We start from the raw sequence: 25,357 nt of genomic DNA, 5'->3' as shown, positions 1-25,357 counted from the left end.
GGACCGTGGTTCCGGAAAGGGGGAACCATGGCCTACACGGTTGGTCAGGTGGCGAAGCTCGCCGGCGTGACAGTCCGGACGCTGCACTACTACGACGAGATCGGTCTGCTGACGCCGAGCGGGCGTAGCAGCTCGGGCTACCGCCGCTATTCCGAGGCGGACCTGGAACGGCTGCAGCTGATCCGGTACTACCGCGAGCTGGGGTTCCCGTTGGACGAGATCGCCGTGATCCTCGACGACCCGGCGAGCGAACCGGGAGCGCACCTGCGCCGCCAGCACGAGCTGTTGACGGTGCGGATCAAGCGCCTTCAGGAGATGGTCGCGGCGATCGAATTCGCGATGGAGGCGAGCAAGATGAACATCCAACTGACCCCGCAGGAGCGGTTCGAGGTCTTCGGTGACTTCGACCCGGACGCGCACGCCGAGGAGGCGGAGCGGCGGTGGGGCGGCACCGAGGCGTACCGGGAGTCGACCCGGCGGACGTCGAGCTACAGCAAGCAGGACTGGCAGCGGTTCAAGGCCGAGACGGAGGACTGGGGGCGGCGGATCGTGGCGCTGCTGGCCTCGGGCGCGCCGGCCGACGGGCCGGAGGCCATGGAGCTGGCTGAGGAGCACCGGCAGCAGATCAGCCGCTGGTTCTACGAGTGCTCGTACGAGATCCACACCGGGCTGGCCGACCTGTACCTCGCCGACGAACGGTTCACCGCGCACTACGAGGCGAAGGCTCCCGGCCTGACCGAGTACCTGTCCGAGGCGATTCACGCGAACGCGATCAGCCGCGCCTGATCGGGCGTGCGGACGATCGCGGATCGGGAGAGTATGACTGGCGTCCGCTCTCCCGATCTTCGGAGGTTGCCTTGCTGATCGTCGCCGGCACGCTACAGGTCGATCCCGCCGGGCGGGACGACTACCTGGCCACCTGCGCAGAGATCGTCCGCCAGGCTCGCGAGGCACCCGGTTGCCTCGACTTCGCCATCAGTCCGGACCTGATCGAGCCGGGTCGGATCAACGTCTACGAGCGGTGGGAGTCCGAGGAGCAGCTGCTGGACTTCCGCGGCGCCGGCCCCGAACCTGAGCAGCAGGTGGCGATCGTCGAGGCCGAAGTCCAGAAGTTCCTGATCAGCACGGTCGAATCACCCTGATCGCCTGTCGAGGTGGGCGCGGGGCCGGACGGGTCGGGGAGAACCCGCCCGGCCCCGCGGTCAGCGGCCGGGGGTGCGGGGCGTCGCGGCCGGAACGCTCCCGTTAGGCACACCGGGCACGGTCACGGTCGGGACGCCACCGGGCCGCTTGGTGGTGGCCGTGTCGGGACGGCCGGTCGGTGTGGCACCACGCGGGTTCGGGGTGGGGTGGGTGGTCGGCCGCCCGGCACCACTCGGCGCGCCCGTGGGGTGAGCGCGGTCCTCCGACGCGGCGGCGCAGTACTCGTCGACCTGTCCGGCACCGCCGGCCGCCTCGACCAGTTCGGCGAAGGCCGGGTTCTCCGACGCCTTGCCCGGGTTGGTGGCGGCGCCGGCCGCGTACGCCTGGCACAGGCCTGTCAGCGAGGGCGACGGACCGTCGCTCGCGCCGGCCCGGTCAGCCGGTCCGACCGGGAGCGACGGGGTGACGGTAGGTGCTGCCGGGGCCTGGGTCGTCGGGCGTGTCGTCGGGTCGACCAGCGGGTTGGGTAGCGCGCCGGTACCGGCGGCCAGCGCCACGCCACCGAGCCCAGTGGCGGCGATGACGGTCGCGGCCTTGACGGTGAGCAGCTTCGCCAGCGTGATTTTGAGCATTGATTCTCTCCGTGGTCGAGGTTCGGGGGCGAGATCAGCGGCAGCCCGAAATGCAGCCACCGCCAGATGCTCCCCAGCCATCTCGTCGTGCCGCGCCGGCCCGCATGCCGCGCGTAACGGGGCAGCGAGCGGACCGGCCTGGCTCAGGGCGACCGGGTCGGCGTCCAGTAGCCGATCAGCGGTCTTTCTGTCCATGCGGCGAGGTGACGGTTTGCTCATCTCGTTTTCCCTGGCGTCGTCCCGGATCATTGCGTCACTCACCCGCCGCGAGTCGGCGCATCGTGGGCGTGGGCGGGCGTAGTCCCGGTTCGGGCGCGAAGGCGCCGTCCCGGGCGGTCTGCGGGTCGAGGCGCGCGGCCAGCCGGCGCAGACCCCGCCACGCGGCGGTACGCACCGCGCCCGGACGCTTACCCAGCACCTTGGCGGTGGCCCGGGCGTCGAGTCCGACCACCACCCGGAGCAGGATCGCCTCGGCCTGGTCGCTTGGCAGCGTGGCGATCAACTCAATGGCCGCGCGGGTCGCGGCGGCCTGGACGGCCTGATCGGCGGTGTCCTGACCGGCAGGCAGGTCGACCAGCGCGTCGACGGACACCGTCGCCGCGGGCCGCCGTCCCTGGCGGCGTAGGTGATCCAGCGCCCGGTGTCGAGCGATCCCGGCGGTCCAGGCCCGGAATCCGGCCCCTTCGTCCCGGAATCGGCGCAGGTCGCGGGTGATCTGTAACCACGCCTCCGAGGCAACGTCCTCGGCGTCGGCGCCGACCATGCCCCGCAGATAGCGCAGCAGGCCGGGCTGTACCTGCCGGTACAGCAGCCGGAACGCATCCTCGTCACCATCCTGAGCGGCTCGTACCAGCGCGGCGAGGTCCGAGTCGGTGTGGCCGCCGGTGCCGCTGGTCACCGCCACCGCCGGCTGGAATCCACCGACATGACCGCCACTTCCGGTATCGCCAGCACCTCGTCACCAGATTCGCCATCACGTGCCACCGCCACCAGGGCGGCAGCCCTCTCGTCTACCCGTACGACTGATTGGCGTACGGGTGGCCTGTCACGTCACAGCCCGCAAGAGGAAAGGCGAACGGCGCAGGGCAAAACCACCATCTCGTCCTTATTGCTCCACCGATCGGGTAATTCGACCACTTCTGGCCGTGTCCATGCCGGTGCTCGCAGTCGTTAACACTGTGACACCCCATCTGGTGGCCTGCGGTTGGTGGCATGCACGGCGAAGGAGTTCGGCGTGGCGAGGACTGATTCGACGGGTTCGACATGGCGGTACCGGTGGGCGCGCCGGCAGAACGAGCGCCGGCTGCGGCTGTTCCGCAGCGCCGAGGGAACCTGGCGGCGACGCGACGACGAACTGCGCCGCCTGCGTACGCTCGCCGAGCAGTGCCAGGGCTCGGCCACGGCCGGCGACGGCCTTCCGCTGGAACTGGCCCCCGGCGAGGTGGTGCTCCGGGTGGTGCCGGCGGCGCAACTGGTGGAGATGCGGCACAACGCCGTACTGCCCGCCCCCGATCTGACCGTGGGCGCGCAGACGGGTCGGCTGCGTCGGCGTCTGCCCGACGGGGTACGGGTCACCGACGCCGGCATGGCGGTGGTCACCAACCGCCGGCTGGTGCTGCTCGGCGGGCGGGGCCGACGCGACTGGGCGTACGGCAGGATGACCGGTCTGAACCATGACCCGCACGCGTCGGTGACCCTGATCCAGGTGCTGGACCGGCGGCGGACCTCGGGGGTGCTGCTGCGCCCGGACGTGGCGGCCGAGTTCCGGTTCGTGCTCACCCTGGCCTTCGCCGACGCCATCGAACAGCGCCAGGCGGTCATCGACCAGCTCGACGAGTTGATCGACGAGCACGCCCGGCTGCGTCCGTCCCGTCCCGGCATCGCCACCCCCGGGCAGGCCCGGCTGTTGGCACTCATTCCCGGTGGCCGACGGACCGCCGTGGTCGCCGCCGCGTTGGCCGTGATGGTGCCGGTGGCCCTGGCCAACTCCGGCCCGTCCGACCCGACCAGCACCGAGACCGCGGTGGCCGCGACCGGAGCGCCGGCCGCGACCAGCACCTCGACCGCAGCGCGCGGCACCGGCTCCACGGCGGCGCCGCGCAGCACCGACACCAGCACCGCCAGCCCGAAACCCGAGCGGCGGTGCGGCGCCCCCAAGAACCCGATGGGGTACGACTTCTGCGGCGGGAAACGGGTCCGTGAACCGGCCCGCGAGGTGTGCGACCACTTCGACTGCGTGCCCGGCTTCTGGGAGGGGCGCGGCTACCTGGTGCAGTGCGAGAACGGCAAGGTCAGCCTCGCCGGTGGCAGCCCCCGGGCCTGCGGCCTGCACGGCGGCGTACGCCGCACCGTCTGGGACTGACCGGCCGCCTACCCGGGTGCGTGGCAGACCGCTTCGACGTTGTTGCCGTCCGGGTCGCGGACGAACACGCCGAAGTAGTCGGCGTGGTATTCCGGCCAGACGCGAGGCTCGTGCAGCACCCGCGCCCCGGCGGCCACCGCCGCGTCGTGGAATGCCCGCACCGCGCCGCGGTCGGGTGCGGTGAAGGCGATGTGGCTCTCCTGCCCCACCGCCTCGGCGGGGGCCGGGCTGAGCCAGAAGTCCGGCTTGCCGCTGCCGTAACCGACGGCCTCGGGATACTGCAACATCCGGCGGGCACCGAGCGTGGCCAGGACGGCGTCGTAGAACGTGATGCTGGCGTCGAGGTCACGGACCTGAATGCCGAGATGGTCGAGCATCTGCTGCCTCCGGCGTACGGGAAGGGCTCGGACGAAACAGAGGCTAGGGCCCGGGTGCGACAGGAGCCGAGGTTCGCCGTCGAGTCACCCGACCGCAGTGGGGCGCGGCCAGGGACGGCCGCGCCCCGCCCGGCAGGCGACGGGACACGATCAGGATGCGGCCGCCGCCTCGGCGGCCAGCCGCTCGGCCCGGCGCTGCCCCCACTCGCCCAGCGGGCCGAGCGCCTCGTTGAGTGACCTGCCGTGTTCGGTCAGGGAGTACTCCACTTTGGGCGGGACCTCCCGGTAGACCTCGCGGTGGACCAGGCCGTCCTGCTCCATCTCCCGCAGGTGCTGGATGAGCATCTTCTCGCTGACGCCGGGCAGACCACGTTTCAGCTCGCCGAACCGCCGGGTGCCGTGGTTGTCCAGCTCCCACAGGATCAGCGACTTCCACTTCCCCGACACCACGTCCATCGCGGCGTCGATCCCGCAGATGTACGGGCCGCACCTGTCGCCCGATGCCATGGGTCCGCCTCCTCGGTAGCCGATCTTCGTCACTTACCTTCAGGTAAGTATTGAACAAAATAGTGGGTACTTGCCCGCTCGATTGTGGTCGCCAACCATGGTGTTCGGCGCGCCCCGTCGGATCATCGGACAGAGCAGGGGACCACCGAATGACAGTCAGCACCACCTTCCTGGGACTGGGCGCGATGGGCAGCGCGCTCGCGAGAACGGCGTCGGACGCCGGCCACCGGATCGTCTGTTGGAACCGCACAGGTCACCGGGCGCCGAGCCTCGGCGAGCAGGGCGCCGTCATCGCCGACAGCGTCGAGCAGGCGATCGTCGGTACGCGCACGGTCGTCGTCTGCCTCTTCGACGCCACCTCCGTACGGCAGGTGCTCGAACCCGTGGCGACCGGCCTGTCCGGTCGTACCGTGATCAACCTGACCACCACGACGCCGAACCAGTCCCGTGACCTCGCCCGCTGGGCCGGCGAGCGGGACATCGACCTCCTCGACGGTGCGATCATGGCCGTCCCGGAGACGATCGGCGGCCCCGAGTCGGCGATCTTCTACAGCGGATCGGCGGAGGGCTTCGCGCAGCACCGACAACTGCTCGACCTGTGGGGCGAGAGCAGCTACCTCGGGCCGGACGCGGGCATGGCGGCGCTCTACGACACGGCGATGCTGGCCGGCATGTACGCGATGTTCGCCGGCTTCCTGCACGGCGCGGCCATGGTCGGCTCCGAGGGAGTGCCGGCCGGCGAGTTCGTCCGGCGGCAGGCACCGTTCCTCGCCGCGATGACGGAGCAACTGGCCGACTACGCCGCGACGATCGACCAGCAGGACTACCTCGGGCCGGGCCAGCAGAGCCTGCGGTTCACCGAGACGGCCCTCAGCACGGTGATGCAGGCCAGCACCGGGCAGGGCGTCACCGACGAGGTGCTCAAGCCGGCGCACGACCTGGTCCGTCGGCAGCTCGCCGCCGGGTTCGGGGAGCACGGCACCGCCCGCATGTTCGAGGAACTGAGGAGTGTCCGATGAGCGGGAACAGCGATCTCCGGCCGGTCACCGTCATCGGTCTCGGGCCGATGGGGCAGGCGATGGCCGCCGCCCTGATCCGCGCCGGACATTCGGTCACGCTGTGGAACCGCACCCCGAGCCGGGCCGACGAACTGGTCGCCGGGGGAGCCACCCTCGCGCCGTCGCCGGCAGCCGCCGTCGCCGCAGGCAAACTGACGATCCTCAGCCTCACCGACTACCCGGCGATGTACGACATCCTCGGCCCGCTGGCCGGCGAGCCCGGGGCCCTGGCCGACTGCACCCTGGTCAACCTCAGCTCCGACACCCCCGACGTCTCGCGACAGGCGGCGACGTGGGCCGCGAGCCACGGCGCGCGGTTCGTGACCGGCGGGGTGATGGTGCCCGCCCCCATGATCGGCACCAGCGATTCGTACGCCTTCTACAGTGGAGCACGCGACGCGTACGACCGCAGCGAACCGGTGCTGCGGATCCTCGGCGAGCCGAGGTACCTGGGCACCGATCCAGGACTGGCGCAGCTGTTCTACCAGGCTCACCTCGACGTCTTCCTCACCTGCCTGTCGAGCCTGCTGCACGCCACTGCGCTCGTCACCGCGGCGGGCGTACCAGCGGCCGAGTTCCTGCCCGGCGCGCTGACCACGCTCACCGACATCCCGGCGATGATCGGCGACGGGTTGGAGCTGGCGCGCGCACTGGAAGCCGGCGAGCATCCGGGCGATCTGAGCACGGCGCGGATGATGGGTGCCACGGCCGAACACATCCTGCGGACCAGCGAGACAGCCGGCGTCGACGTCGAGTTGCCGAAGGCGGTCAGGTCGCACTACCAGCGGGCGGTCGCCGCCGGACACGGCGACCAGGACTGGACCGCCCTGTACGAGGTGATCAGAGCGAGGCGCTGACCCCGCTTGCGGCTGCACCACGCTGGGCCGGCCGGGGACGGCGCTCAGGGCAGCTCCGCGGCCTGGTCGGCCAGGCGGGACAGGGCGGGCACGGCGGCGGCCAGCCGCTCCCGGTCGGTCGCGTCGAGGTCGGCCAGGGCGGCGGCGAGCAGCTCGCGGCGGTACTGCCCGTAGGCGGCGATGCGCTCGTACGCCACCTCGGTCAATTCCAGCCGGACGGTACGCCGGTCGGCCGGATCCCGGTCCCGGCGCAGCAGACCGGCGGTGGTCAGTTCGCCGACCAGGGTGCTCACCGTGTTCGCGGCGGTACCCAGACGCTCGGCGGCCTCCCGGACGCTGATTCCGGGCTGACGCTGCACCAGCCGCAGCACCTCGACCTGCGCGTCCGGCAGGGCGGCACGTCCGGTCCGCTGGATGGCCCGACGGCGGAGTACCCGGTGCAGGTCACTGAGGGCCGCGCCGAGCTGGTCGAGCGTCTCGTCGGTCACAGTGCCGCCCCTTCACGCTGCAACACCTCTGTAGGCAGAGCTACCGTAGCCGAACGCCCCCGGCAGCCGGCCACGCCGTGGTGGCGCCGACCGCCGAGGGGAATCGATGCCGCAGACCGACGTGCCCGTACGCCCGCCGGAGCGCATCACCCCACCCACCGGCCGCGCCGCCCTCGGGCTGCTGGTGCTGCTCGGTTCGCTCACCGCGATCGGTCCGCTCTCGCTGGACACCTACCTGCCGGCGTTTCCCGGGATGACCCGTGACCTGGCCGCCAGCCAGGCACAGATCCAGCTCTCCCTGACCACCTGCCTGATCGGCATGGCCCTGGGCCAACTCGTCACCGGCCCGCTCAGCGACCGCTGGGGGCGACGCCTTCCGGTGCTTGTCGGCGTCGCCGCGTACACCCTGTTGTCGCTGGTCTGCGCCCTCGTACCGTCGGCGGAGACGCTCGCGGTGGCCCGCTTCGCACAGGGCTTCGCCGGTGGCATGGGCACGGTCGTCGCCCGCGCCGTCGTCCGTGACCTGTATTCCGGCCGGGCCGCCGCCAAGTACTTCTCCCGCCTCGTCCTGATCTTCGGCATCGCGCCGATGGTCGCCCCGGCCCTCGGCAGCCTGGTGCTCAACGTCGGCGACTGGCGCACGATCTTCGTCGCCCTCGCCCTGGTCGGTGCCCTGCTCGCCACCGCCGTCGCGCTGCGGCTACCGGAGACCCTGCCCGCCGCGCGGCGCAGCACCGGTGGCCTGGCCGCGACCGCCGCCGCCGGGCGCACGCTGCTCACCGACCGCGTCTATCTCGGGTACGCGCTGACCCAGGGCCTCGCCTTCGCCGGCCTCTTCGCCTACCTGTCCGGTTCCTCGTTCGTCCTCCAGGACGTCTTCGGCCTCTCCGCCAGCACGTTCAGCCTGGTATTCGGTGCCAATGCGCTCGCCTTCGTCGCCGTCGGCCAGCTCAACGCCCGCCTGCTCGACCGCTACGATCCCCGACCGCTGCTGGTCGGCGGTCTCGGTATCGGCTTGCTCGCCGCCCTCGGTGTGCTCGCCGGGGCACTGCTGAACAACCTGCCCGTGGTCATCGCCGCGCTCTTCGTCTTCCTCGGCTCGCTCGGCCTGGTGATGCCCAACGGGACCGCTCTCGCCCTGGACCGGCACGCCGCCCGCGCCGGCACCGCCGCAGCGCTGCTCGGCGGCATCCAGGCCGTGGTCGCCGCCAGCGCCGCTCCACTTGTCGGGCTCGGCGGCGAGGGCAGCGCGCTCCCGATGGCCGTGGTGCTCAGCGCCGCCGCAGCCGCCTCGCTCCTGATGCTGCTGACCCTCGCCCGCCCCTCCCGCGTGCGGTAGCTGCGACGGCGCCGGCTACTGTTCGGGCTGCTCCGGGTCGTTGGCGAGGGCGGCGGCGAGCCGCTCCAGGAAAGCGTCGACCTGCCCCATGTCGTAGCCGCGCAGCGCGACCTCCAGCGTCCTGCCGTCCAGCTCCGTCCTGACCGCCTGACGCTGCGCTGCCGTCCCCGAGGCGAGCGCATCCAGGCCCCGCCGGACCAGGTCGTCCACCATGCGCTTCTCATAGCCGCGCAGCGCCGTGTCGAAGACCGGCTCGGAGACAACTCCCGGCTGGCCCTCCCGGAGCTCGGCTCGATCCTGCCGGGCGTCGGTGAAGCGACCACCGCTGATCCGGTTCAACTCGGCGGCCACCTCGTCCGCGGACTCCCGCACGTCGGCGAGGCTGAGCAGCACCAGCGCGGGCCGGTCGTCGACCGGGCTTCGACCAACGAGCGGACGGTCGATTGTCGACCCGACGCCCGGGATCAGCAGCAACGACGGGGTAGCCGGTCCCGCAGCCGCTGCCCCTGCGGGTTGGCCCAGCACGATCGTGTCGATCTCGGCCCACGGCACCAACCGGTTGAGCCCGGCGACCCTCAGGTCCAGCCCGTCGGGGCCGATCCGGAACCGGAACGGTCGCAGCGACCGAGCGGTGATCCAACCACCCGTCAGGAGCGCGGCACCGGCGAAGACCGATGCGCCCATCCCGGGAGAGCCAAGCAGGAGGGAGAGCCCGAACGCGAGCAGCAGCACCCCGGGCGCCAGCGAACGTCGATTCCTGCGCAGCTCCATGACGACACCTCGATCAGCTGAGTGGCGTGCAGAGCATGGCACGCCGCCGCAACAAGCGCTGACCCTGTCGGCGTCGGCCGCCGCTGATCCCTGACACACAGACGCATTCATGTCGCTGTGACATGTCGCCGGGTCGCCGGGTCGGGTCAGGGTGCGCCGAAGTCGGGGACGGTGATCGTGCCGTCCGCGGCGATCGGGAAGCCGGGATTCCAGGCGATCTCCCAGAGGTGCCCGTCCGGGTCCGTGAAGTAGCCGGCGTACCCGCCGTAGGAGGTGTCGCGGGCCGGTTGGGTGACCTTGGCACCGGCCCGGGCGGCTGCGGTCATCAGCTGATCCACCTCGGCGCGCTCGCGTACGTTGTGGGCCAGCGCGACCCCGGCGAACCCGCCCGTGCCCCGGTCCTCGACACCGGCGTCCTCGGCCAGCGACTGCCGCCCCCACAGCACCACGGCGAGCCCGCCGGCCTGGAAGAACACGGTCTGCTCGACCTCCTGGCCCTGCCAGCCGAGTTGCCGGTAGAAGTCGCGGGACCGGCCCAGGTCGGCGACGCCGAGCGTGATCAGGCTGAGTCGCTGTTCCATCGTGGGAAGGTAACCCGGAGCTGCGACGGCTACCCGAGGGGGACCTGGACGGCGACGTCGTGTTTCGGGTACAGCGAGGCGAACTGGTCAGCACCGTACTTGTCGCGGAACATCGCCACGACGTGGTCGACCCGGTCGGCTTCGGTGATCGGGGTGGCGCTGGAGCTCAGCGCGGTGCCGTCGACAGCCAACTGGACCATCGGGGTCTGCTTGACGTTCTTGTACCACTGACTGTCCGAGCCGGTCACCGGCACCAGGAACACGTTGTCGTCCTCCTGCACGAACCAGACCGGATGGGTGATCTGCCGCCCGGTCCGGCGGCCGGTCACCGTCAGCTCGACCTCCTGTACGCCATCAAGTGCGTCACCTATCGCGTTGGTCATGGTGTCCCCCCGGCTGCTTGCCCCGACGATGCCTCTGCTGGCCAGGCTAGGGACCGACGCCGGGCCGCGTCGCCGGATCCGGCAGCTTCGCCCGGCGGAAACAGAGAACTCCCGGTGCCGCGTGGCGCGGCACCGGGAGTTCCTGCTGAGGTCAGCTCAGCGGAGCGCCGCCGGGCTGGACCACGTTGTTGACCGTCAACGTGTACGGGGCGTACTGCGTGACCTGCTCGGTCGGCTCGTCGTAGGCGACGATGGCGACCACCTTCGGGAAGGCGGACAGCAGCGCCGTCTGGATCAGACCGAGGGTGAAGTTGGACTTGCCGTCGGCCTCCACCTGGTAGGCCAGCTTGAGCTTCTCGTTGATGCCGACGAAGCGGACGTTCCAGTTCGCCACCGGCGTCGGGTTGATCTCCGACGGCGAGTCGAACGGCTCCAGGCTCGAACCGTCGCTGACCAGCGTGCCGCCGACCGCGATGTCGTCGATCAGCAGACCGCCCTCGTTGACCCCACCGTCGCTGACGTACCGGAAGCTGACCAGCACGTCCTGCCCGGCGTACGCGGACAGGTCGAACGAGTGCGGCTGGAAGCCGTCGGTGGTGCCGTTCAGCGCCGGACCGAGCGGACCGGCGACGGTCTCCTCACCGGGGATGACGGTGTAGCTCTCGCCGCCGTCGGTGGAGACGCTGACGTAGCCGTAGTCGTAGCCGGCCTCGGCACCGTACTTCGCCAGGAAGGTAAGCGTCGGGTCGGCGGCCGGCACGGTCACCGGGGTGACCGCGGCGACGTCCAGGCTGTTGCCGTTGCCGGACCACAGCACCGGGTTGCCGCTGCGATCCGGGTCGTCGCTGACGACCTGCCAGGCCAGCGGGACCGGCGGCAACGTCTTCGCGCCCTGGAACTTGATCGAACGCAGATCGCCCAGGCCCAGCGGCTTACCGTTGGCCTTCTGCAAGGTGACGTAGTCGGCGCCGTTGGGTGCTGCGCCGCCAGCCGCGTACGAGGCGGGGTTGGCCAGGTTCACGGTGGCGTCGAGGCTGGCCGTGGTGACCCGGCGCTTGTCCACCCCGAGCATGATGCCCCGCTTGGAGTTCCCGACGATCCGGTCCACCAGGTTCATCGTCTGGTAGTCGTGGATCACCTTGTACATGTCCTTGACGCCTTCGGCCTTCAGCGCAGCCTCAAGGCTGGCGAAGCCCTGAAGCTCACCGTCGCGGTGCAGCCGCGAGATGAAGTCCAGGCCGTAGCGGTCGTACAGGAACAGCACGAACGAGTAGACGTTGCCGTAGTCGGCCAGCACGCCACTCGACGTGCTGCCCTCGTTCCACAGGTTTATCGAGTTCTCCGGGCCACCACAGTCCCGTGGATTCGTGTTGTAGTCCGTCTGGACGATGCCGAAGCCCTGGAAGCAGTAGATGTGGCTGTCGGTGCCGGGCTCGTCGACTCGGGCGGTGGCGTCGACGTACCCGGCGAGCGTCTGCACGAAGTCGGAAAGACCCTCGTTCAGCCAGGTCGTCTCGAACGGGTCGGTGTAGTAGTGCGCCAGGTGCTGCCACTCGTGGATGAACGTGCCCTCGTACAGCTGCGGGCGGGCCGGCCGGCTGGTGCACAGGTCGTCGGTCGGCTCGTTCGGCGGGTTCGCGCCGGTGCGGTGCGCCCAGTCGAACGCGTCGACAGTCATGATGTTGCGGTCGAGCAGCTCGTTGAAGAGCGAGAAGTGGAACCCGGCGATGTAGCTGGGGGCGGCCGGGAAGTCGTAGAAGTTGTCGTCGCGTACGTTGTCGACGAGCGTGACCGTCCGGTTGCCGGCACCGGTGAAGTCCCCGCCGATCTGCGCGTTGCTGCCGTCCCGCTCCGGCGGGGTGCTGAACGCGGCCGTCGACTTCGGGTACATGTTGGTGTCGAACTCGTGGATCAGGCCCGCGACCTGCTCGTCGGTGACCACCGTGGAGTTCGGGATCTGCCGGCGGCAGTCACCCTCCGGGAACTCCGTGTCGTTGGCGACCCACACCTCGATGTTGTCGCCCACGCCACGCAGCGTGTAGTCCTTCAGGTAGATCTCGCCCAGGTAGTCGTCAAGCGCGAGCCACTGCCGCACCGTGCCGACCGGCGGCGTCTCGGCCGCCGCCGCCTTCGACCGGGCCTGGGTACGCGGCTGATACTGGGTCGGGGCCTCCAGACGCTGCCCGTTGAAGGTGAAGTCCTTGCGGGTCAGCTCCCGGACATCACTGGCGAGCCCGGTTGCCGGGGCCGGCACCGGCTTGACGGTCGCGGCCTCCGGGGTGGCCGAGGCGGCGGTCGGCTGAGCGATGACGAGTAACGGTAGGACGATGGCGCTGGCTGCTATCCCCGCGAAGCGGCGTCGTGCCACGAAACCTCCTCATAGGTGGAAGACCACCGGCCCGGGGTGGCCCGGGCGCCAGTGGATCTACGCACGCTGATCGAGCGTCCCCGTATCCTGTGCACGTCGCCCCCGATCAGGCAACCCTTCACCGGAATCAATCGAGGTGGTGAGGCTTTCGCGCCAAGCGCCCGATCAGCCGCAGTTACCCCAGCTGTACCGGCCGGCGCTCTGCCAGCTCGTGAAATACAGGACCTCGCCGTTGTACATGACGCACTTGTCCCGGGCGGAGCGCTGAATCGCCGCGTAGTACTTGTAGCTGCCCGGGTCGTAGGCCCAGGAACCGCCCTGCACCCGGATCCCGGCGGAAACCCCGGTCGTCGAGCCCACCGCCACCCGCTTGAGGGTGACGACACAGTTGTACCCGCTGGCGCTGTTGTACATCAGGTAGACATCGCCCACCTTGGTGCCATCCGGTGCGGAAATCGACCGGTGGCCGTCAGTGGTGTGGGCCCAGGAACCACCGAAATCGTTGTTGCACGCCTGTGCCGCGGTGAACGGATTCGTCGCGGCCTGTGCCGGCGACGCGAGCGTCACCGCCGTCACCGTCGCCGAGACAATCGAGATGGCCAGTCGTCGTGCCAGTCCCCGCATTACGCCCTCCTGATGCTCCGGCGCGAAGATCGCGCACCTGCGCTGGCATCCTGCCACATTGGAGGCTCACCAAGATCCACGGTCCGCCGACCGGGGGTCTGTGCAACGCGGTCCGGGCTGATCGGGTGGTGCCGACCTGGCCGGAGGCGGTTTCAGTCGAGTTCGACGAAGGGGCGGTTGAGGTGCGCGGTGGCGAGCACCGCGCGTTGACGGCGGGCCGTGTCGAGCAGGCTGCGGCGGGTCAGCCGGGCCAGGTCCTGGTCCGCCTCGTACCGGTAGGCGACGTCCGGGTCGGCGACCTGGACGGCGTGGACGAGCACGTCACCGGTGACCACCACCTGGTCGTGACGGCCACCCTCCACCAGCACCGACTGGTGCCCCGGGGTGTGGCCGGGCGTGGGCACCACCCGGATGCGGTCACCGCGGCGGCCGGCGGCAGTGCGACGGTCGGCCCCCGCCCGGGCACCGCTGAGCACCACCGGACCGTCCACCGAGTGCAGTTGCCCCGCCGCCCGCAACGGCCGCACCACGTACCCCAGCATCTCGCTGCCGCCCGCTTCCAGCGCGTCGAGTTCACGCTGCTGCACCACGTACCGTGCGTTGGGGAACATCGGCATGCCCTCGGCGGTGACCGCCCAGCCGGCGTGGTCCTCGTGCAGGTGCGTCAGCACCACCGTGTCCACCCGCCGCACGTCGATCCCGTTGCCGGCCAGCAACTGCGGCAGCGCGCCCGGCACCGGCGCCCACGCCGAGGCCGGGCTGCCTTCCGGCCCGACACCGGTGTCCACAAGCGTGTACCGGTCGCCGGGCCGGCGGATGGCGTAGCAGCGGAAGTCCAGGTGCCACGTCCGGTCCGGCCCGAACGCGGCCGGGTCGATGCGCCGTGCCGCCGCCCAGTCATTTCCCGACGCCCCGGAGAAGGCGTCGTCGTAGCTGAGAAAGAACGGGCCGGCAGCGTCGGTAAGCGCCAGCACCTCGAAGCAGCCCACCGAGCGGACAGCTGACCGGCCCGGCCGCGCCTCCGCCGGCCCGGCTGCTGCGTGCGCGGGCGGCGCTTCCGCCTGCGCAGGCCGGCCGGCGAGGACACCCCCGCCCACGGCCGCCGCCCCCAGCAGCAACGTCCGCCGCCTCACCAATCCTTCGGAGTACGACACTGAGATCCCCTTCCCACGGTCCACGCCGACCGCCGTCGCAGGGCCGGCTGGGTGTGCAACTTCGGGGAAGGTGTCCCCTCGCCGCGGCGGGAGGCGACTCTTTCCCCGTAGTTGTCAGGGGATCAGCGGGGCGAGGGCGGGTGCCAACGATTCGAGGGGGTTCTAATGTTGGCGAGTGTTGACTCTGCACGTCGACGCGGAACGGCTCGTCCGGTCACGGTTTGCGCTGTCGCGGCTGACGGAGGTCACAAACGCGCTGGAGGTGCTCGCCCACCCCGAGCGGGCACCGTACGCCCGCAGCTGGGTGACCCAGACTCGGCGTACCCTCGACCCGGGCTCGGTCGACGTGCTGTTCGCGCTGGTCAACGGGGCCGCCGCGTACATCCCGGATTTTCTGTCCCCGCTGCCCGGCAGCTACCAGCCCACCCTCGATGAGGAACTCGCGGCCGTGGCGGCGACCACCGCCGAGGACGTCGACCGGCAGCTGCGGACGGCGTTCCGGATCGGCCCGCCCCCGCCGGTCCTGTTGGAACGCAGCCCGACCGGACGCGACCCTCGGCCACCACTGCCGGCCACGGTCGCCGAGCTCCTGGCCCGACGTGGCGAGGAGGCGCTGCTCACCTGCGTCGTCGACCAGCTCGCCCGCTTCTGGCGGCACACGCAGGTCGACCTGTGGCCGACCCTGCACCGGGTACTCGACGAGGACATCCGCCACCGCGCCACACTTGCCACCCGGACCGGCCTCGCCGACATCGTCCGTACCCTCGATCCGAGGCTGACCTGGGACGGCCGCCGGGTAACCCTCGACTCGCCCGCCGAGCTGTCCCTCGACGCGGCGCAGGGGCTCATCCTGTCCCCGTCGGCGTTCCTGCCCCGCCCAGCGGTGTACCTGGGCGCACCCGGCCTGATCATGGTCGGCTACCCGGCGCGGGGGCGAGGTCAGGTGTGGTCGCTGCCCGCGCCGGCCAGCGAGGAGACCGGCATTCTCGGCGCGCGTCGGGCCGCACTGCTGAGCGACCTGGCTACGCCGCTGACCACCACCGAACTGGCGGCGCGGCACGGGATCAGCCCGGCCACCGTGTCGTACCACCTGGGGCGGCTGCGCCGGGCCGGGCTCGTCGTGTCGCGGCGGGAAGGGCATGAGGTCCGGTACGAGCGGACGCAGGCGGCGGTGGAGCTGCTGCGGGCGCTGCGCAGCGGCGACGGCTGGCACGGCTGATGATCGGCGAAGCCCGGCTCTGGTGCTGCTCTCCGGTCGCCCTTTACCGTTCACGCGGCGATGGCGCGGGCGGCGGCGTACATGTCGGCCGGCAGGGGGTGCCGCAGCTCCCAGAGGACCCGCATCGGTCGGTCGCCGGTGTGCTCCTGGTAGGTCATCGGGCCGGCGTACAGGTAGGCAGGCGCACCCAGGTCACGGTCCGGGATCCTGGTCTCCCGCACGAAGAGATGCACGGTGGAGCCGCGTGCGGCGTGATGGATGTAGCGCTGGCCGGTCGCTGACGCCGACGACGTGGTGCTCTGCGACTCCCACTGGAAGAGCGTGTCGGTGACGGCCCGGTCGGCGTACATCGTGGTGGGGGAGTAGTGCTGCTCGGACTTGACCAGGGTGACGAAGAAGATGTCAGCCCTGGCGTCCGGCAGCCACTTCACCCCTTCCCGCAGCGACCCCGGGTTCGGCATGCCGAAGGCGGCACACGCCTCGTTGCGGCTGTACCGGGCGTGCACCTTCAGCGGCAGCCCATCAACCGGCACCGTCACCCGGTGAATCCGCTCGCGCAGCACCTCGGCGACCTGTCGCAGCTCGGCACAACGTGGCGGCTCGGCCCGGAGCCGCGCCAGTCGTTCCCCGCGCTGGCTCAGTGGCGCGTTCGGCCCCCACAGGTCGAAGTGCAGCATGTCCCACAGCCGCCCGGTCTCTGGCCGCTCGCCGGCCGCCACCCGGGCCAGCAGGTCGAGCCGGTCGGGGTCGTCCAGGTGCAGCATCCGCCCGATGGCCCGACCCAACTCGCGGTCGTCCTGTCCACCCGGCGAGCTTTCCAGCCCGGCGAGCCGCCGCAGCCCGGTCCACCCGCCGTAGCTCGCCGACCGGTAGACGTCCTCGATCTCCACGCCGGCCTCGCGCAGGAACTCGCCCAGGCTCACGTCCCCGAGCAGCCGCAGCTCCTTCACCAGCCCGGTCTTCGAGGTCGGCATCGCCGAGCGCAGGTTGGCCAGCACGATGTCCTTGGCCACCCGGTCGAGCTGGATGTGGCAGCCGCTCGGCAGGGACGGGAAGTCGTCGCGTACCGCCTCGGTTATCGCGCGGCGGCTGACCCCGGTCAGAGCGCGCCAGCGTAGGTCGAAGCGGAAGTTGGCGTGCTGCCCGCCGATGAAGTCGAGCACGGTCAGGCACGGCTTGTCGTCGTCCAGGCGCAGTCCACGGCCGAGCTGCTGAAGGAAAATCGTGGCGCTCTCGGTGGGCCGCAGCATCAGGATCGTGTCGACCATCGGCAGGTCCACACCCTCGTTGAACAGGTCAACTGTGAACAGCACCTTGACCGTGCCGTCCCTGAACTCCTTGAGCAGCGCCTGCCGACCGGCACCGTCGACTCGGGAGGTGATCGCCGCCGACCGCACACCGTGCCTGCTGAACCAACCCGCCATGAACTCGGCGTGCCCGATGCTCACGCAGAACCCGAGCGCCCGCATCCGGTCGACATCGACGCTGTCCCGTACCGCCCGCAGCACCATCCGCGCCCGCGCGTCGTTGCCGGTGTAGACGCCGTCCAGCTCAGTCGGGTCGTACCCCTGCCCGCGCTTCCACCGCAGCTGCGACAGGTCGACATCGTCGTGCAGCCCGAAATACTGGAACGGCGCGAGCAGTTGCCGCTCCAGCGCCTCCCACAGATGCAGCTCAACGGCGGCGCGACCATCGAACCACCGCCGCACGTCGCCGCCGTCACTGCGGTCGGGCGTCGCCGTCAATCCCAGCAGTACGCGCGGCTTCAGCCGCTCCAACAATCGGGCGTACGTCGGCGCTTCCGCGTGATGGAACTCGTCGACGATCACCATGTCGTACGCCTCGGGGTCGATCTCCCGCCGGTGCAGCGACTGGATCGAGGCAAAGACGTGCCGCCAGTGCTGCGGCTCGCGGCCCCCGACGAGCGTCTCGCCGAAGCTACCGTCCCCCATGACCTGCCGGAACGTCGCCAGGCTCTGCCGCAGGATCTGCTCCTGATGCGCCACGAACAGCAACGAGTCGACGGCCTTCTCCCGATGCAGCCGGCGGTAGTCGAGCGCCGCCACCACCGTCTTGCCGGTACCGGTGGCCATCACCACCAGATTCCGCCAGCGGCCATGGACCTTCCGCTCGGCGTCCAGATCGGCAAGCACCTCGGCCTGGTACGGGTACGGCCGAACATCCAGGTTGGCGATCTCGGTCGACGCTTCGTCGCGCCGCTCCCCACGCAGCGCTGTGCGCAGCCGCTCTGCGTCCCTGCCCGGCTGGTAATCCTCGAACGCCGGGTCGTGCCAGTAGTCCTCGAACGTGGCGGTGAACGTGTCGATGACGTACGGCTGCTCGACGTTGGAGATCCTGACGTTCCACTCCAACCCGTCGACAAGCGCCGCCTTCGACAGGTTCGACGACCCGACGTACGCGGTGGTCATGCCGTTGTTGCGGCGGAACAGCCACGCTTTGGCGTGCAGCCGGGTGGTACGCGTCTCGTAGGAGATCTTGATGTCAGCGCCGAGTTCGGCGAGGCGGTCGAGGGCGCGTTGGTCGGTCGCCCCTAGGTACGTCGTGGTGATGACCCGGAGCCGGCCACCTCGGTCGATCAGGTCGCGGATGGCGGGCTCGATGATGCGCAGGCCATGCCACTTGATGAACGCGCAGAGCAGGTCGACCCGGTCTGCGGAGGCCATCTCATGGGTGACCTCGTGACCGATGCGCGGCTGGTGACGGCCGTTGACGAGGAGCGCACCGGACGAGAGCGGGGTGGTGGGGCGCGGCGGGAAGGTGGGCTGCGCGGGTGGGGTGGGCGGGGCGGCGATGGCGTGCAGCAAGCGCTGGGCGTCCGTGATCTGGTCGGCGTTGTCGACCGCGCGCGGCTCGGCCCGGCCGATGTTCTCGGCGATCCGGTTGGCCAACTCAACCTGGCGAGCTAGCTTGTCCTCGCCACCGCCGACGGCGAGCAGCGCCCGCCGGGCCAAGCCTGCGATGTGCCGAGAGAGCACGTCGGGCGCATCGGCCAATTCGATCTTGTCGTGTTGGACCAAGGCCGGGGCAACCTGTCGAAGTCGCTCGGCGAGCTGTTCGGTGATCAAGTGCTCGTAGATACCTCGGTCAAGGTCGGCCACGCCGGGAACCTAACAATTCCCGCAGGCGGACGCCGCCCCGCACACGCCGATCGCTTCAGTCGTGGTAGGGGTGCCGGGCGAACAGCTCGACCACCCGGGCGTGCCGATTGCACCTTGTGCCACGTCGGCTCTCCCTCGGTAGGCAAACCGTCAGCCGACCTGGGCATACTCTGCCCGGGTCCGCTCGCCTGCCGGGAGGCTACCGCATGCCACAGCGCCGCCATTGGCACGAACTTCCCGAAGAAATACGCCAACGCGTTGAACATCGGGCAGGCGCTGTCCATGCGGCCTACTCCGTACCGACCGGTGCCTCCTGCGACCTGGCCGCCGTTATCGACACCGACGCCGGCCGAGTCTTCTGCAAGGGCGGCGAGACCGATGGTCCGACCGCCTGGCTCTACCGCAACGAGGCCCGCGTCAACCCCTGGCTACCCGATGTGGCGCCCCGCCTGCGCTGGACGATTGAGGCGAAGGGCTGGTTGATGCTCGGCTTCGAGTACGTTGCCGGCCGGCATGCCGATCTTGCTCCAGGCTCGCCGGATCTGACTGCGGTCGCGGACCTGCTCGGCACCCAGAGCCGTCTCCTGACTCCAAGCCCGCCTGTCCGGGTGCAGCGCTTCGCCGACCGTTGGTGCGGCCTGATCGCTCCCGAACTGGTGGACGGCGACACGCTCCTGCACACCGACATGACGCCGCGGAACTTCCTCGTCGCCGATCGGCTGCGGCTCGTCGACTGGTCCAGCCCGGCGCTCGGCGCGGCGTGGATCGACACCGCCCTCATGTTGGTCCGCCTCGTCCGCGCCGGCCATCCGCCCGCCGAAGCCGAGGCATGGGCCGGGCAGATCCCGAATTGGGCGCATGCCTCCGAGGAAGCGCTGGATGCCTTCGCCGGCGGGCTGTTGCGCCTGTGGGAGCGCAAGCAGCGGTCCGCACCAAGCCCCCACCACGGACCGTTGCTCCGTGCCGCCCGCGAGTGGCGGGACCACCTGGCGACTCGCAAGAGCCGATAGCCGACGGCAACGGACAAGTGCCTATCAGCTAGTCGAGCAGGTCATCCGGCCCGCCCCGCTGATTCCGCTACTTCAGGACCACGACGGCTCGTGCGCGGTCACCGAGGAGTAGCCTCCGGGCATGCCCGAGCGCTTGAGCGACGACCTGCTGGCTGGCTTCACGTCTCCCGTGCCATACACGGTGGAGGCTGTGGCCGAAGCTCCCCGCGCGCCCGGCGTGCATGTGGTCCTCGACGGCGGCACGGTGATCTACGTGGGTCGGACCGGGAACCTACGCAGCCGCCTCCGGCAGCACCTGACCGGCAATCGCGAGTCGTCGGTGCTGCACGAGCAGGTCGGCCAGATTCTCGACAAGCAGGGCCCGGTGGCGAGCCCGCACGACATCGCCGACTGGCTGGGCCGGCGGGAGATCCGCTGGCAGGAGACCGACAACCCGGAGGGTACCAAGGAAGCGCTGGTCTTGGCCCTCAAGCCGCGCTTCAACCGTCAGGTGCCGCACCCGCGCCGCTGAGCCTGGTCGTGCTGCCTGCAATACACCGACGGACAATTGAGTGCCGGAGGTTATGCGAACCGGAGACGGTGAACGGCCGTATGCCAATCCAGTTCAGCAGGTAGGGGTGTCACGGCGACCGCCGCGTCCTGTAGCAATCGCAGGTGCCGGTCATAGCTCGGGTGTGCGGTCAACTGCTCCTTGACGTTCGGAAACGCATGGACCGGGATGCCCGCACCGAGCGCTTCGTTGAGGATGCCGAGCGCGAGGGTGTCGTTGATGCCCTGAGCCCACTTGTTGATGACGTTGAAGGTGGCGGGCACGACGGCGACGGCCGTGGCCGGCGGATGCGGCTCCGGCTCGCCGGGCTTCCGCCATTCCACCCGCACGGGGTAGCCGGTCTGCGCTGCTAGCGCCTCTCGGTCGATCCAGGTCGCGGCGGTCGGGGTGGCAGTGAGACAGACGGTCCAGCTGTCTTCCTGTAGTAGATCGATCAGCTCACCGATCCTCAGCACCGGAGGCGCCGCGCAGACGACCAGGGCGAGTACGCGTGACTGGCTCATGCCAGCAGTCCGGCCCGCTCCGCGAGTGGCCGTAGTCCTGGCGTCGCCGTCCGGCGCTCCTTCGCCAACAGGTGGAGCAGGAGCGTGCGGGCCTGTACGTTCGCGTACACCATCTCGGCGGCAACCCGCTCGGCTTCGAGCAAGTGAAGCACGCAGATCGACCTGTCATTGGACGACATCAGCGCTGCCGCCGCCAGGTCGACGTGCACCTGTGCCCTCCGGCCAACCAGCACGATGGGCAGTCGCGACGTGTCGAGCCGAGCACCAATCTCCATGGCCTGGTCCGGGTTACCCGCGCGCACGGCGGCCGATACCGCGTGAATGACGACGTTCGTTGGGCCGAAGCCCGTCCACAGCCGGTTGCGGTCGGCGCCCAACGTCGTTGCCAGCCGTTCGGCACGCGTGAGGAAGTAGCCCGCTTGCTTCGTGTCGCCCTGCGCAGCAGTCATGACGGCAGCAAGAAGTAGTAGCGCTCCCTGAGCGGAGAGCAGGTCAGGGTTGGAGGTTGAAGCAGCCGAAGCCAATGAGTCGATGCTGGTTCGTGCCACCTGCTCGGCTTCTACCGATCTTCCGGGCTGCCCCATCAAACCGCATGCCGCCTGGTAGGCGGCAACAGCAGCAAGCGCCCGATCGTCGGCCAGACGTGCGGCGGTGGACGCCCGGTCAGCCGTCAACAGGGTCGCCTCACCGTCACCCACCTTGGCGGCGAGCTTGGAGGCGGCGATGTAGGCGGCGGCGAGCAGCCGAAACGCACTGGTGCGGTGTATGCCGGCGGCGCTGCTGGTCAGGGCCGTCGCATGGCTGAGCACATCCGGCATCAGGCGGGCCGCCGACGTGTAGCTCGCTCGCTGGTAGAGGTTGTGCACCCTGCCCACAGCACGCCGGACCTCGGGCAGCGGTGGTGCCGGTTGTGCTGAGTCCGTGAGGTAGGTGCTGAGGAAGGTCCGAAGGCCATTCAAGAGATCAGACCTAGCGGCGGCGGAAACGGGATCACGCTCCATGTCCCTCACGGCCTGCCCTCGATGCGCTGCCACTGACACGTCGACGAGCATGTCGTCGAGCTGTTCGAGCGTAACGCGCAACGCGGACGCAATTCGGGTGCGATGCCACGGCTGCGGGTCGGTCTCCGCGTTCTCCCACCGCACCACAGTGGACCGCTCCACACCAAGAGTGTCGGCCAGACGCTCCTGGCTGTATCCGAGCGCCTTACGCCGCTGGCAGAGTCGCTGTCGCTTCAAGGCCACGGCCGATCTCCCTCCGCTTTGGCGTCACTGTAGTAACCCTGCGTCGACCACGCGGGTACGCAGATGCCTCTTTTCTGCGTCACGCAGGCCCCTCCGGCGCTGTAGTACCTGCTCAAGTGCTCGCCGAGGCTGGACACGAGGCCCGGGGCGGGTGCTGGGCTCCGGTGGTACCGGCCCCCGACGGTGCGCCGTCCCCGCCCGCCTCGGTGCCGCAACCACAGCAGGGGAGGGACATGGATTCGATCGACGAGGTGCTCGGCGAGCTGCCGATGCCGCCGTACGTGACCGCAGAGGATGTCGGTTTCGCCGTGCGGGCGGTGACCGTACACGCCGCCGAGCAGTGGCCCGAGGGGCCGCGCTGCCGGAACGATCGTGCGCCGCATCCGTGTCGGCTGCATCGGTGGGGGCGGCGGGTGCTGGACCGGCGTGGCCTCAGCGACCGGCAGGTGCAGGCGCTGATCGCCGAGCAGGAGGCACCGCGGAAATGATCTACCTGTCCGGGGAACGCCTGCACCCCCATCACATCCGCACCGCCGAATTCGACAGGCGCTGGCGGGGTCTCGACCCGCACCAGGTGTACGACTACCTGAACCGAGCGGCCGACGAGATCGACAGGCTGCACCGGGAGCTGACGACCGCCAACACCGAGGCCGAGCGGATCCGGCAGGCGCTGCGGCAGTGGCAGTCCCGGCACGCCGACGGCCGGCAGGCCCGGCACGCCGACCGTCGGCCGGCAACCCACGACCATCAAACGGGGGAGCGGCGGTGAGCCGGGAGGCGGTGACCCGTTGGCTGCGGCTGGTCGAGGCGGACGCGGAACTGTCTGCGTACCTCATCGGGGTTGATCGGGACCGGCTCGCCGCGCACCTGGCCCGGCAGCTGGCGGCCGGCGGACCGATTCTGGACGGCTGGCCGGGGCTGCCGGAGGCGCAGCGGCGGCGGGCCGCCGACTACCTGGCCGGGGTTCTCTCCGCCCGCAACCACCCGGTCATCGACGAGGCCGCCGCACGTTTCCGGGCCGAGCTGCGCTGCCCGGGGTTGCTGCCGGAGCGGGCGACGGCGCTCGTCGTCGCCGCGCTGGCCCGGCTGGTCGGGGGCGGCGGTGATCGGGCCGGGCGGTTGGCGTTGCTGGCGGTGCTCGGCCGGGTGCACCGCCGGTACCGGCTGCGACCCGAACACGGTCCACTGATCGGTGCCGCGTTGGCGCCGGTGGCACCACGGCTGTGCCCGCAACAGGCCGGCTGGGAGCGACGGTGGCTGCGGGCCTGGGCGCTCGTCGAGCGCGCCGCCGGGCGGATGGGCGACGGGCCGGCGTTCTGGCCCGTCGAGGTGGTCGGCCGCGACCTGGCCGCCGAGGGCATCGCCATCCTGACGGTACGCCCCTGGCGGCGGCTGCCGTTCCGCCCCGGCCAGGCGGTGCCGCTCTGCGTGCCGCAACATCCCGGCCGGTGGCGCTGGTACTGCCCGGCCAACGCCCCGCGCTCCGACGGCACCGTCGAGCTGCACGTCCGCGCGGTCCCCGCCGGCACCGTCTCCCGCAGCCTCGTCCACGAGGTACGCCCCAACGACCTGCTTCATGTCGGCCCACCCGTCGACATCGGCCTCAGCCTGCCCACCGCCCCGGAGCTGTCCCCTCCTGACTGCCCCGACGAGGCGGCATCCGCCAGGGCTGAGCCGGCCAGGGCGGGACGAGCCACTGCCCGGGATCTGCTGCTGGTGGCCGGTGGTACCGGGCTGGCCCCGCTGCACGCCCTGGTCGAGCAGGTGGCCGCCGCACCGGTCGGTCGTCGGGTGACCCTGATCGTCGGCGCACGCACTATCGCCGACCTCTACGACGCGATCACCCTGGACAAGCTCGACCAGGCACACCCCTGGCTGACCGTCGTCCCGACCTTCTCCCACGACCCGTTCGCCGCCCCCGCCGAACAGGGCGACGCCCTGACCCTCGGCCTCTACCACTACCGCCCCGGCCAACACGCCTACGTCTGCGGCCCACCCGCGATGCTCAACGTTGCCCGGCATCGACTACCCGCCGCCGGAATACCCACCAACCGGCTTTTCCTGCCGGCCATCTACTGACGATCCCGGACGGCGACCTTGTGCTGGGACGTTTCCGCTCGCGATAAATCGGCAGCCTTGCTGGTGATCCTGACGATCCTCGTGGCGGTCCGGCTGTCCCTGGAAGCGCCGGGACCGGCAGGCTGCGCAAGACGCCGGTGCTGTGGGTCGGGCACGAGGGGCGGTGTGCAGCCTGCCCCCCATCCGGAAGGGATGAGGTCGAATTCCCGTCGCTGGGATGTCCGCCGATCAGATTCGTCTTCCTGTGCTCATTAGATAACGAATAGAAATTTGCATCGAGCAGTTGCTTTTCTGCCCGTAATTGGGGAGATTCGAGAATGGTGAGGAGCTGTTCTTGGGTCCACTCCTGGTGATCTGAGCTGGGCTTTTCCTAGGCTGGAGCGGGGTCGCCGGCACCCTTGAAGAGCGGGAGCCGGCTCGTTTTCCGGGCTGACCGTCCGGTGTCGAATGCTGCGCTGCGGGGGTGCCGCCAATGCCGACCATCATCCGTTTTCGTGCCCTGCTCACCGTGATTGTCGCCGTACTCCTCGCCGGAGTGACGGTGCCCGCGCCGGCCCTGGCTGCGCCGGCGCCGCGGACCGCGATGCGCACGGAGGTGGCGCGGTACCTTGCCGCCCACCCGGGCGGCACGGTGCTCAACGACAACGAGATCAGCTACCGGGGCGGAGAGCTGATCGTCACCCTCGATGCCCCGGTGGGCACCTATGGGGTGGCCGACTGCCCCTCGGGCTGGTTCTGCTTCTACGAGTGGCCGAACTACGGCTACCCGCGCGGCAAGCTGTCCTCCTGCGGCTGGCAGAACCTCTCCACCTGGAGTTGGCAGTTCCGGGTGGAGTCGGCGCACTACAACCTCGGCAGCGGCCATGTCGGTTTCTACTATCACAACCAGGAACTGTTCCGGATCAACCCGAGCAAGCGACTGCACAGCGACGCCGGTCAGTGGCGCAACTGGGCGAACCGCGTCTACCGGCACTGTCCCTGAGCCGTGC

At 70.3% G+C, this 25,357-nt stretch carries 27 protein-coding genes; 13 read left to right on the top strand and 14 right to left on the bottom strand.

What is annotated here, in order from left to right; all coding sequences use genetic code 11:
- Window positions 1-27 precede the first annotated feature (27 nt).
- Together Vse01_RS12020 and Vse01_RS12015 are read left to right on the top strand one after the other, a co-directional pair.
- Window positions 28-786: a MerR family transcriptional regulator gene (locus tag Vse01_RS12020; RefSeq protein ID WP_093401993.1), complete on the top strand. Its 759-nt coding sequence runs from the start codon at window positions 28-30 to the stop codon at window positions 784-786.
- Window positions 787-857: 71 nt separating this feature from the next.
- On the top strand, window positions 858-1,142 hold the full coding sequence (locus tag Vse01_RS12015; RefSeq protein WP_093401992.1) for a putative quinol monooxygenase: 285 nt from the start codon (window positions 858-860) through the stop codon (window positions 1,140-1,142).
- A 60-nt stretch (window positions 1,143-1,202) separates the two neighbouring features.
- On the opposite strand, the gene Vse01_RS12010 is transcribed toward Vse01_RS12015, so the two are convergent.
- Both Vse01_RS12010 and Vse01_RS12005 read right to left on the bottom strand, forming a co-directional pair.
- On the bottom strand, window positions 1,203-1,775 hold the full coding sequence (locus Vse01_RS12010) for a hypothetical protein (protein ID WP_093401991.1): 573 nt from the start codon (window positions 1,773-1,775) through the stop codon (window positions 1,203-1,205).
- A 253-nt stretch (window positions 1,776-2,028) separates the two neighbouring features.
- The gene (locus tag Vse01_RS12005; protein WP_170863302.1) at window positions 2,029-2,673 is read right to left on the bottom strand and encodes an RNA polymerase sigma factor; all 645 of its coding nucleotides are present in this window, start codon (window positions 2,671-2,673) and stop codon (window positions 2,029-2,031) included.
- Window positions 2,674-3,009: 336 nt separating this feature from the next.
- On the opposite strand from Vse01_RS12005, the gene Vse01_RS12000 reads away from it, so the two are divergent.
- On the top strand, window positions 3,010-4,137 hold the full coding sequence (locus Vse01_RS12000; protein ID WP_093402064.1) for a hypothetical protein: 1,128 nt from the start codon (window positions 3,010-3,012) through the stop codon (window positions 4,135-4,137).
- Between the two features lie 8 nt (window positions 4,138-4,145).
- Here Vse01_RS12000 and Vse01_RS11995 read toward each other — a convergent pair whose 3' ends face one another.
- Window positions 4,146-4,514, bottom strand: a complete 369-nt coding sequence (locus Vse01_RS11995) for a VOC family protein (protein WP_093401989.1) — start codon at window positions 4,512-4,514, stop codon at window positions 4,146-4,148.
- A gap of 150 nt (window positions 4,515-4,664) precedes the next feature.
- Window positions 4,665-5,021 carry a winged helix-turn-helix transcriptional regulator gene (locus tag Vse01_RS11990; RefSeq protein WP_093401988.1) on the bottom strand — a complete coding sequence of 119 codons (357 nt, stop codon included), beginning with the start codon at window positions 5,019-5,021 and terminating at the stop codon, window positions 4,665-4,667.
- Window positions 5,022-5,170: 149 nt separating this feature from the next.
- On the opposite strand from Vse01_RS11990, the gene Vse01_RS11985 reads away from it, so the two are divergent.
- Window positions 5,171-6,040, top strand: a complete 870-nt coding sequence (locus tag Vse01_RS11985) for an NAD(P)-dependent oxidoreductase (protein WP_093401987.1) — start codon at window positions 5,171-5,173, stop codon at window positions 6,038-6,040.
- Window positions 6,037-6,936, top strand: a complete 900-nt coding sequence (locus tag Vse01_RS11980) for an NAD(P)-dependent oxidoreductase (protein ID WP_093401986.1) — start codon at window positions 6,037-6,039, stop codon at window positions 6,934-6,936. Before Vse01_RS11985 ends, Vse01_RS11980 begins: the two co-directional genes overlap by 4 nt.
- Before the next feature lie 44 nt (window positions 6,937-6,980).
- Here the strand turns inward: Vse01_RS11980 and Vse01_RS11975 are convergent, their stop codons facing one another.
- Entirely contained in the window at window positions 6,981-7,424 is a 444-nt protein-coding gene (locus Vse01_RS11975) for a MarR family transcriptional regulator (protein ID WP_093401985.1), read from the bottom strand.
- 106 nt (window positions 7,425-7,530) lie between these two features.
- On the opposite strand from Vse01_RS11975, the gene Vse01_RS11970 reads away from it, so the two are divergent.
- A complete protein-coding gene (locus Vse01_RS11970) occupies window positions 7,531-8,763 on the top strand; it encodes a multidrug effflux MFS transporter (RefSeq protein WP_093401984.1) in 1,233 nt (410 codons plus the stop codon).
- Window positions 8,764-8,778: 15 nt separating this feature from the next.
- Here Vse01_RS11970 and Vse01_RS11965 read toward each other — a convergent pair whose 3' ends face one another.
- The 6 genes from Vse01_RS11965 to Vse01_RS11940 all read right to left on the bottom strand — a co-directional run bounded on the left by Vse01_RS11965 (window position 8,779) and on the right by Vse01_RS11940 (window position 14,623).
- Window positions 8,779-9,534: a DivIVA domain-containing protein gene (locus Vse01_RS11965; RefSeq protein WP_198413119.1), complete on the bottom strand. Its 756-nt coding sequence runs from the start codon at window positions 9,532-9,534 to the stop codon at window positions 8,779-8,781.
- Between the two features lie 146 nt (window positions 9,535-9,680).
- A complete protein-coding gene (locus Vse01_RS11960) occupies window positions 9,681-10,115 on the bottom strand; it encodes a VOC family protein (protein WP_093401983.1) in 435 nt (144 codons plus the stop codon).
- 29 nt (window positions 10,116-10,144) lie between these two features.
- Entirely contained in the window at window positions 10,145-10,498 is a 354-nt protein-coding gene (locus Vse01_RS11955; protein ID WP_093401982.1) for a nitroreductase/quinone reductase family protein, read from the bottom strand.
- A gap of 151 nt (window positions 10,499-10,649) precedes the next feature.
- Window positions 10,650-12,866, bottom strand: a complete 2,217-nt coding sequence (locus Vse01_RS11950; protein ID WP_232511047.1) for a choice-of-anchor J domain-containing protein — start codon at window positions 12,864-12,866, stop codon at window positions 10,650-10,652.
- 165 nt (window positions 12,867-13,031) lie between these two features.
- A complete protein-coding gene (locus tag Vse01_RS11945) occupies window positions 13,032-13,490 on the bottom strand; it encodes a hypothetical protein (protein WP_093401981.1) in 459 nt (152 codons plus the stop codon).
- A 152-nt stretch (window positions 13,491-13,642) separates the two neighbouring features.
- Complete coding sequence (locus tag Vse01_RS11940; RefSeq protein WP_232511046.1) at window positions 13,643-14,623, bottom strand: MBL fold metallo-hydrolase; 981 nt, start codon at window positions 14,621-14,623, stop codon at window positions 13,643-13,645.
- Window positions 14,624-14,819: 196 nt separating this feature from the next.
- Here Vse01_RS11940 and Vse01_RS11935 point away from each other — a divergent pair, with 196 nt between their 5' ends.
- The gene (locus Vse01_RS11935) at window positions 14,820-15,863 is read left to right on the top strand and encodes an ArsR/SmtB family transcription factor (RefSeq protein ID WP_093401979.1); all 1,044 of its coding nucleotides are present in this window, start codon (window positions 14,820-14,822) and stop codon (window positions 15,861-15,863) included.
- Window positions 15,864-15,913: 50 nt separating this feature from the next.
- On the opposite strand, the gene Vse01_RS11930 is transcribed toward Vse01_RS11935, so the two are convergent.
- Window positions 15,914-18,982 (bottom strand): DEAD/DEAH box helicase, encoded by a 3,069-nt coding sequence (locus tag Vse01_RS11930; protein ID WP_093401978.1) that lies wholly within the window; start codon window positions 18,980-18,982, stop codon window positions 15,914-15,916.
- A 206-nt stretch (window positions 18,983-19,188) separates the two neighbouring features.
- Between Vse01_RS11930 and Vse01_RS11925 the strand changes: the two genes are divergently transcribed.
- Together Vse01_RS11925 and Vse01_RS11920 are read left to right on the top strand one after the other, a co-directional pair.
- Entirely contained in the window at window positions 19,189-19,992 is an 804-nt protein-coding gene (locus Vse01_RS11925; RefSeq protein WP_093401977.1) for a hypothetical protein, read from the top strand.
- A 121-nt stretch (window positions 19,993-20,113) separates the two neighbouring features.
- Complete coding sequence (locus Vse01_RS11920) at window positions 20,114-20,503, top strand: nucleotide excision repair endonuclease (RefSeq protein WP_093401976.1); 390 nt, start codon at window positions 20,114-20,116, stop codon at window positions 20,501-20,503.
- A 50-nt stretch (window positions 20,504-20,553) separates the two neighbouring features.
- Here Vse01_RS11920 and Vse01_RS11915 read toward each other — a convergent pair whose 3' ends face one another.
- The gene (locus Vse01_RS11915) at window positions 20,554-21,045 is read right to left on the bottom strand and encodes a flavoprotein (protein WP_093401975.1); all 492 of its coding nucleotides are present in this window, start codon (window positions 21,043-21,045) and stop codon (window positions 20,554-20,556) included.
- Window positions 21,042-22,289, bottom strand: a complete 1,248-nt coding sequence (locus tag Vse01_RS11910) for a helix-turn-helix transcriptional regulator (RefSeq protein WP_093401974.1) — start codon at window positions 22,287-22,289, stop codon at window positions 21,042-21,044. The genes Vse01_RS11915 and Vse01_RS11910 overlap by 4 nt, the downstream gene beginning before the upstream one ends.
- Window positions 22,290-22,522: 233 nt before the next feature.
- On the opposite strand from Vse01_RS11910, the gene Vse01_RS11905 reads away from it, so the two are divergent.
- From Vse01_RS11905 to Vse01_RS11890, 4 genes are all read left to right on the top strand, one after another.
- Window positions 22,523-22,777: a hypothetical protein gene (locus Vse01_RS11905; protein ID WP_092382148.1), complete on the top strand. Its 255-nt coding sequence runs from the start codon at window positions 22,523-22,525 to the stop codon at window positions 22,775-22,777.
- Window positions 22,774-23,058, top strand: a complete 285-nt coding sequence (locus Vse01_RS11900) for a DivIVA domain-containing protein (RefSeq protein ID WP_093401973.1) — start codon at window positions 22,774-22,776, stop codon at window positions 23,056-23,058. The genes Vse01_RS11905 and Vse01_RS11900 overlap by 4 nt, the downstream gene beginning before the upstream one ends.
- Window positions 23,055-24,368, top strand: a complete 1,314-nt coding sequence (locus tag Vse01_RS11895) for an FAD-binding oxidoreductase (protein WP_093401972.1) — start codon at window positions 23,055-23,057, stop codon at window positions 24,366-24,368. The genes Vse01_RS11900 and Vse01_RS11895 overlap by 4 nt, the downstream gene beginning before the upstream one ends.
- Before the next feature lie 472 nt (window positions 24,369-24,840).
- Window positions 24,841-25,350, top strand: a complete 510-nt coding sequence (locus tag Vse01_RS11890; protein WP_093401971.1) for a peptidase inhibitor family I36 protein — start codon at window positions 24,841-24,843, stop codon at window positions 25,348-25,350.
- Window positions 25,351-25,357 lie beyond the last annotated feature (7 nt).

It is taken from the genome of Micromonospora sediminimaris, assembly GCF_016863575.1.
GTDB lineage: Bacteria > Actinomycetota > Actinomycetes > Mycobacteriales > Micromonosporaceae > Micromonospora > Micromonospora sediminimaris.
Note: the sequence above shows the minus strand (reverse complement) of the source record. Positions and strands in the feature narration are given on the sequence as shown.

Excerpts from the sequence above, each read along its gene's own strand:
- Vse01_RS12020 (WP_093401993.1), top strand. The coding sequence starts at position 28 with ATGGCCTACACGGTTGGTCAGGTGGCGAAGCTCGCCGGCGTGACAGTC.
- Vse01_RS12010 (WP_093401991.1), bottom strand. The coding sequence starts at position 1,775 with ATGCTCAAAATCACGCTGGCGAAGCTGCTCACCGTCAAGGCCGCGACC.
- Vse01_RS11995 (WP_093401989.1), bottom strand. The coding sequence starts at position 4,514 with ATGCTCGACCATCTCGGCATTCAGGTCCGTGACCTCGACGCCAGCATC.
- Vse01_RS11990 (WP_093401988.1), bottom strand. The coding sequence starts at position 5,021 with ATGGCATCGGGCGACAGGTGCGGCCCGTACATCTGCGGGATCGACGCC.
- Vse01_RS11985 (WP_093401987.1), top strand. The coding sequence starts at position 5,171 with ATGACAGTCAGCACCACCTTCCTGGGACTGGGCGCGATGGGCAGCGCG.
- Vse01_RS11980 (WP_093401986.1), top strand. The coding sequence starts at position 6,037 with ATGAGCGGGAACAGCGATCTCCGGCCGGTCACCGTCATCGGTCTCGGG.
- Vse01_RS11970 (WP_093401984.1), top strand. The coding sequence starts at position 7,531 with ATGCCGCAGACCGACGTGCCCGTACGCCCGCCGGAGCGCATCACCCCA.
- Vse01_RS11965 (WP_198413119.1), bottom strand. The coding sequence starts at position 9,534 with ATGGAGCTGCGCAGGAATCGACGTTCGCTGGCGCCCGGGGTGCTGCTG.
- Vse01_RS11960 (WP_093401983.1), bottom strand. The coding sequence starts at position 10,115 with ATGGAACAGCGACTCAGCCTGATCACGCTCGGCGTCGCCGACCTGGGC.
- Vse01_RS11955 (WP_093401982.1), bottom strand. The coding sequence starts at position 10,498 with ATGACCAACGCGATAGGTGACGCACTTGATGGCGTACAGGAGGTCGAG.
- Vse01_RS11945 (WP_093401981.1), bottom strand. The coding sequence starts at position 13,490 with ATGCGGGGACTGGCACGACGACTGGCCATCTCGATTGTCTCGGCGACG.
- Vse01_RS11925 (WP_093401977.1), top strand. The coding sequence starts at position 19,189 with ATGCCACAGCGCCGCCATTGGCACGAACTTCCCGAAGAAATACGCCAA.
- Vse01_RS11920 (WP_093401976.1), top strand. The coding sequence starts at position 20,114 with ATGCCCGAGCGCTTGAGCGACGACCTGCTGGCTGGCTTCACGTCTCCC.
- Vse01_RS11915 (WP_093401975.1), bottom strand. The coding sequence starts at position 21,045 with ATGAGCCAGTCACGCGTACTCGCCCTGGTCGTCTGCGCGGCGCCTCCG.
- Vse01_RS11905 (WP_092382148.1), top strand. The coding sequence starts at position 22,523 with ATGGATTCGATCGACGAGGTGCTCGGCGAGCTGCCGATGCCGCCGTAC.
- Vse01_RS11900 (WP_093401973.1), top strand. The coding sequence starts at position 22,774 with ATGATCTACCTGTCCGGGGAACGCCTGCACCCCCATCACATCCGCACC.
- Vse01_RS11890 (WP_093401971.1), top strand. The coding sequence starts at position 24,841 with ATGCCGACCATCATCCGTTTTCGTGCCCTGCTCACCGTGATTGTCGCC.